The 6,460-nt window shown below is 35.4% G+C and carries 7 protein-coding genes; 4 read left to right on the forward strand and 3 right to left on the reverse strand.

Features of this window, described 5'->3' with window-relative positions:
- The first annotated feature begins 64 nt into the window (after positions 1-64).
- From PMI10_RS20590 to PMI10_RS20605, 4 genes are read left to right on the forward strand one after another with little or no spacing between them, the layout of a single operon-like run.
- The gene (locus PMI10_RS20590; RefSeq protein ID WP_007811417.1) at positions 65-706 is read left to right on the forward strand and encodes a hypothetical protein; all 642 of its coding nucleotides are present in this window, start codon (positions 65-67) and stop codon (positions 704-706) included.
- Positions 707-718: 12 nt separating this feature from the next.
- Positions 719-1,408 carry an SCO family protein gene (locus PMI10_RS20595; protein WP_007811419.1) on the forward strand — a complete coding sequence of 230 codons (690 nt, stop codon included), beginning with the start codon at positions 719-721 and terminating at the stop codon, positions 1,406-1,408.
- Between the two features lies 1 nt (position 1,409).
- Positions 1,410-1,991 carry a DUF420 domain-containing protein gene (locus PMI10_RS20600; protein ID WP_007811421.1) on the forward strand — a complete coding sequence of 194 codons (582 nt, stop codon included), beginning with the start codon at positions 1,410-1,412 and terminating at the stop codon, positions 1,989-1,991.
- Complete coding sequence (locus PMI10_RS20605; RefSeq protein WP_007811423.1) at positions 1,984-2,262, forward strand: hypothetical protein; 279 nt, start codon at positions 1,984-1,986, stop codon at positions 2,260-2,262. The genes PMI10_RS20600 and PMI10_RS20605 overlap by 8 nt, the downstream gene beginning before the upstream one ends.
- Before the next feature lie 405 nt (positions 2,263-2,667).
- Here PMI10_RS20605 and PMI10_RS20610 read toward each other — a convergent pair whose 3' ends face one another.
- The 3 genes from PMI10_RS20610 to PMI10_RS20620 all read right to left on the reverse strand — a co-directional run.
- The gene (locus PMI10_RS20610) at positions 2,668-3,276 is read right to left on the reverse strand and encodes a tetratricopeptide repeat protein (protein WP_007811425.1); all 609 of its coding nucleotides are present in this window, start codon (positions 3,274-3,276) and stop codon (positions 2,668-2,670) included.
- Positions 3,277-3,284: 8 nt separating this feature from the next.
- Positions 3,285-6,092, reverse strand: a complete 2,808-nt coding sequence (locus PMI10_RS20615) for an RHS repeat domain-containing protein (RefSeq protein ID WP_369792097.1) — start codon at positions 6,090-6,092, stop codon at positions 3,285-3,287.
- Positions 6,055-6,460: hypothetical protein (locus tag PMI10_RS20620; RefSeq protein WP_007811428.1), on the reverse strand; the 406-nt coding region annotated here is incomplete at its 5' end. The genes PMI10_RS20620 and PMI10_RS20615, both read right to left, overlap by 38 nt.

The raw sequence follows: 6,460 nt of genomic DNA on the forward strand, positions 1-6,460 counted from the left end.
GAAAAGAAGCTCCGTTTAACGGAGCTTTTTTTATTTTTGTACCTCAATAACTTCCATTCATACAATGAAAAAAAATATAGTTCTCTTTGTACTTTTTGTTTTACCAATTGTAGCCTATTTGTTTTTTGCCTCCGGAGTAAATAGTTTTACTAAACTTCCTGTGATAACTCCTAAAATTGCTGATTTTGGTAATTGGAAATCTTTAAAAGGTGAAAAAGTAACTTTAAATAATAAAATTACTATTCTTGGCTTTTCAGGCTCAGAAATTTTAAAAAACAGAGGGAATTTTTTTAATCTAAATGAAAAAATTTACCAACGCTATAATGGTTTCAAAGATCTTCAATTTGTAGTTATTTGCCCTTTGGGAACAGAAAAAGATGTGCAGAAAATTGTAGAATCATTGGGATCTTTTACAGATGTTTCCGGATGGCATTTTATTTTTGCATCACCTGATGATATCAAAACATTTTACAATCAATTGCATTTGAAAGGAAAACTAAATCAGAATCTTGGAACTTCCAATGTGTATATTGTAGATAAGGAAAGAAATTTAAGAGGAAGAAAAGATAAGGATGAATATAAAGAAGGGTACGACACTTTTCATCCATCTGATTTGAGTAACGAAATGTTAGATGATTTTAAGATTATTTTGTACGAATACCGTGCTGCCCTTAAAAAAAATCATAACGCGACTAAAGAACTTTAAATTACAATTATAATGTTTAAAAATAAATCATATATCGGAATTTCATTTATCATTTTAATTTTCGGGATTTATGCTGTACCTAAAATTGTTGACAGAATAAAAAATGACGATGTTGTTAAAGGAAACCGTTTAGATAATGTAGGTCTTAAAACGTCTAAATCAGATGCTAAACTGATGAAAATCGGTCCTGCACCTAAATTTGAATTGACGAATCAGGACAATCTCAAAGTTTCAAATGAAACTTATAAAGGAAAAGTTTATGTTTTAGAATTTTTCTTTACTACCTGCCCTTCTATTTGCCCAAAAATGAATCTGAGTATGTTAGAAATAGAAAAGACTTTTTTCGGCAATCCTAATTTTGGCATCGTTTCAATCACAATTGATCCAACTCATGATACGCCAAAGGTTCTTAAAGATCATGCAAAGTTATTAGGAGTAAAATCTTCTAACTGGAATTTCCTGACTGGAGACAAAGCAACTATTATGGATTTATCCAATAAAGGATTTAATTTGTACGCTGGTGAAAATGCTAAAGTAAATGGCGGTTTTGAACATTCCGGTTTATTTGCTTTGATTGATAAAAATGGAAATATTCGCTGTAGAAAGGATGATTTTGGAAATCCAATTTTATACTATGACGGATTAGATAAAAAAGGGGTTAGGGACATTCAGGAAGATATTAAAATATTATTAGAAGAATAAAATGGAAGATCATTCATTAGAAAAAAAATACAATAAATATATTGTTGCAGTTTCAATTGTAATACCGATTGTAGTAGCTGTTTTATTTGCAGTCAAATTAAAAGATTTCGGAATCAATGTTGAGCCTCTTTCTTTTTTACCTCCTATTTATGCTACAATAAACGGGATTACAGCAGTGGTTTTGGTAATGGCTGTATTAGCGATTAAAAACGGAAAACGTAAAACACATGAACGATTAATGACCTTTGCGATTGCCTTATCATTGGCTTTTCTGGTTATGTATGTTGCATATCATATGACATCTGATTCTGCTAAATTTGGAGATTTAAATCATGATGGAATTCTTGATGCAATTGAAAAGACTAAAATTGGAGCTATCAGATATTTATATTTCTTTATTTTAATCACACACATTATTTTATCAGTAGCAATTATTCCATTAGTGTTAATCAGTTACGTTCGTGCTTTGGCAAATACATTTGATAAGCATAAAAAAATAGCTAAAATTACCTTTCCACTTTGGTTGTATGTTGCAATTACAGGGGTAGTGGTTTACTTAATGATTTCTCCATATTATGTTTAGAATAGAACAAAGAACAAAAAATAAAGAAAAAAAGAGGAAATTTTTTCAGACAGAATATGTCTTTATTCTTTTCTCTTTGTTCTTTTCCCTTGCTGCAAATGCGCAATGCGCAATGTGTCGTGCTGCTCTGGCTGGTGATTCGAATGTGAAAAAAGCTCAGGCTGTAAATGACGGTATCGTATATTTAATGGTAATCCCGTACTTGCTGGTTGGAATAATTGGGATATTGATTTATAGGATGTATCAGTCAAAAAAGAAAAAAGCCGAATAATTGAACGCCTCTATATTATTCAAAATTTTTAAATTTATATATTTTTTTCAGATAGTTACACTGCTATTTCATAAAAACACCTAATCTGAAACATTATCTTTTTCTAACAGGAGCTATTTCCAGCCATTCGCTTGTATCTTTTGCTGCTTAAAGAAAGCAGCAAAAGGATACCGCTTCTGTCTGGGCTAGGCACACGTTTTCATAAGAAGTCAATCTAACCAACACATCTGGAACACGATGTCTTACTTAAAGTCATTTTATTCGATTTAAAGCTATATGCCATAAAAAAAACCTCGCTTTTCGCGAGGTTTCTTATTTTAGTCTTTATCGATTCTCTTTGCCGGCACGGAAAAAATTTCTGCGCTATCCTTGAGCATATCCGAGCGATTTCGGTTCTATCGTTGTCTATATATCTGAGCTATCGGGATTTGATATACCATATAATTTAAATAAAACATTTTGCTTGTCATATTGATTAATTAACTCTTCAAGTGTATCCAAATTAGTTTTTATGTTTTCCTCTATAGAATTAGTCCTTGAGGTCTCTATTTCTTTCAAAGCTTTTTCTTTACCATCAAAAAAATTAGTCAATGCAATCTTATATATTAGATTATCAGTCGTAATCTCCCTTTCATTTTTATATCTATTATAACATTCTCGTAGTAAATCAATTGCTTTGGTGTCTTTGTTCTTTAACTTAAGAACCGCTTTAAGCATTTTAAATGAGTTGTCATCTGATTTGTAACTATCAATTAATTTAATAGCCTCATTATATTTGCTCAATTCTATCAAAAGTCTCAATTTGTTAGATTTAAAACTTTCATTATTGGGATCACAATTAATAGCTTTATCAATAGCTATTAAAGCATTTTTTGTCTGCCCCTTAATTACTTCTTCTTTAAATTTTTTATAAAATATTATACAATCGCTTCTTTTGATTGATTTCTGATTGTCTGATTTAGAGTTACAACTTACCATATTCAGAGTTATAACTAATAGATAAATGAATTTCATAAATGGTTTTATTGAGATGTATTAAATAGTTCATTTGGACCAATACTAGCTCTCTCAGATGTATCGACACCTGTTTGAAAACTTAAATTTAAGCCTGACGATGGTGGATTTGTATTTGTGAATTTTGAATATGTCCCTAAAGACATACTCATACTTGCATCACTGGTTGCATGATAAGGACTATTGCTTAACATTGGACCTGCATGGTCTTGAAAAGGGGAACTTTTAAAAGTAAAATTTCTGCCCATTGGCGTCCATTCCTTTATTCCAAAAAAACCACTAACACCTTGGATTTCCCTACCTGGAGCCGATGTTTCTGATGATACTTGTGCATTCATTGTAACACCCGTTATTTCACTTTTTCCACTTATTAACTGTCCTGTTGAAGTTGTGTTACTTACATTTAAGTCATAACTAACTACCGCTGAGTTTTTAAAAACTATAGGTTTTAGTACAGAAAGGCTTTTTCCTCCTGATTCGGCACTTTCTGTAGAAAATGAGATTGTTTTCCAAGAGCTAGTTTTATTTTCAGTTGGTACTTTTAAGCTCTTTTTTACTTCATTTGTATTTGAACCAATATTACTCCATTTATCACCATTTCCACTTTTAAAATCTTTCGCTTTACTGTCAAACCAGACAACTTTTCCTGCTTTATTTTTAAACCAATCTGTAGCTTCCATTCCATCTGGGTCAATAAAATAGACAGGATTATTAAGAGCATAGGTATAAGGATTAAATCTACGAGATTTCTCCGCTAATGGGTCAATGTTCATCCAGCGACCAATTGCTGGGTCATAATTTCTAGCACGATAGTCGTAAACATTCAGGTTTAACTCGTCCTGCAGTTCTTTGCCGTTGTACTTATACTTGTTTTCTACACCATATTTAACACCATTGTATCCTGTTTGTTTCAGTCCAAAGGCATAATAATTGTTTTCTTCTGTGATTTGTAAAATCGGTGAAGAGGTTGTGCCTGTATTTTTATACCCTAAACGAATGTTGCCTAAATGGTCCTTGTATTGGTAAACATATTTATAAGAACTTCCTGAAGGCTCTACATAACCTTCGGCTGTCGGGAAAAACTGCAAAGCCCAGGTTCCCAAATAGGGTTGCAGATACTGATAGCCTCCCAGATAAAGAGTGCTGGTTACCGTTGTCTGGGTCACGATTTTTCCCAGTTTTTGTCCCGCCGCATTGTAAATATAAACAATATTCCCGGTAGGGAAAACTATTTTGGTCGGCAGGTTCAAATGGTTATAGGTGATACCCGTTATGCCTTTGTTGGCATCGGTCAGCATATTGCCATTGGCATCATAGCTGTAATCATCATTACCATTGGCTGCACTGTCCTTGAATTCATCTTTGAAATTGGGATTATTAACAACCCCATCAGTAACTTTTCCTAATTGGTTGTCCGTATTGCTGTTTTTATAGTCATACGTTAAATTATCTATTAGTGTCTGGGTATTATCATCCAGGCTTCCGTAGCGTTTTAGGTGCATGATGTTTCCGTTCTTGTCATAGTCCATGCTTTCGTTATAGGCATTTAAAGCGGTTCCTTTTTTGTAAATACCTTCCCTGAGCCTGTTCAGGTTATCGTATTTATAACCGTAGTTTCGTATAATCCCGTTATCGGAATTGGTTGCCCAATAGGTTTCGGAAATGTTTCCGTTATACAATGGCTTTACGTCTGTAATCCCCGAAGTTGATGTATTATAATTGATGGCAAAGGCAAACAGATCCTTTGGGTCTGCTCCCGTCTGTAATCCCGCAGTATTGTTTATACTCGTGAGCCATCCGCGGATGTTATAGGTGTAATCTGCTTTTTGAAGGGGCTGGCTTAGCGTGTTTCCTATATTTTTAGAGGTCAGTTCGCCTAATTCGTTATAGGTATTGCTGGCGATAAGCTCAATTGTTCCTCCGTTTATCTGATGGGTCTGGGTTAAAAGACGGTCCTGGGGGGAGTAGGTAAAAACATCCTTTGTTGTCAGTTCAGTATCCGTCGACACCCTTTTATGTCTGGTGATGCTGTATTGCAGTTGTCCTGAAAAAGGATCCAGTTTACTGTCGGTATAGGTATAGCCGCCCGAGTAATTTTGCAGGTGATTGCGAACAGGCCTTGCCTTGGCATCGTAAAAAATAGCATTTGTTTCTCCTAATACAGCTGTACTGGAAGTAATAACCCTGCTCCAGGAAGCTGTTGTTAATCCCTTAACCTGAGCCGTAGTTAACGTAGTCTGTCCTTCTACACTTGCGGGTATTGTGATAACAGGCGAACTGGGGAAAGTATAGTTGTCATAATAATTTACCGTCAGAAGCTTGAAAGTTACCGGAGCAACTGCATTGGTATAATAAGCAGCAATGCCGTCAATAGTACCTGATGTTTGTTTGCTCTCACTTATTACGGTAAGGGCAGATGCATTTTGCGCATCCTGCAAGGTCTTTCTTCCTGTACCCGTTACAGAAGTCGAGGTCATCCAGCCTGTGTAAACCGCACGGTTAAAAACATCGTATTTGGTTATAAGCCATCCCACAGAAGTGAGATCATTAAATGGGGATGCGGCAGGTCCGGTGGCAACCACCCTGTCCAGTTTGTCATAAACAATAAATTCCCATTGTTTTCCGGGAAGCTTTTTCTCCACCAGCCTGTTGCGTTGATCGTATTTGTATTGGTAACATAAATTATCCAAAGTGTTTTGCGCACTGTTGTCTATTTTGGCACTAAAAGTGCTTCCGGATAGGGCATTAAACCCAGGAGACAGCACAATAGAATTAGAATTAGTAGCGGTCGGTAAGCTGCAGGGAACTTCCTGAATTCACAACAGCCGTTGAAGTGATATTGCTTTGAATATTAGTCACATTGAGAATATCAACAGCCTTGGGAGGGATTACATAGGTCAGGTTTCCATAGATATCATATACATAATAGGTATCATGTTTCTCGTTGGTCGATCCGGTTCCAACTGTGCCATAGGTTCTTTTCAGGACGACCTGCCCTTCCTTGTTCTTAAATTCTACCGTTGATCCGTCTGCTTCCGTTGGGGCAGCAGCGGTGTTCTCATCATAGGTGATCGTTTTGTAAAGCTGGCCTGCCGGATAATAGCCGTCATTCGACAACGAAATAGCATACAATCCCTGCGATGCATCCCAAAGGGCGCTGGCAGTGAACAGTTTTACCTCATTG

It is taken from the genome of Flavobacterium sp. CF136, from assembly GCF_000282055.1.
Classification (GTDB): domain Bacteria; phylum Bacteroidota; class Bacteroidia; order Flavobacteriales; family Flavobacteriaceae; genus Flavobacterium.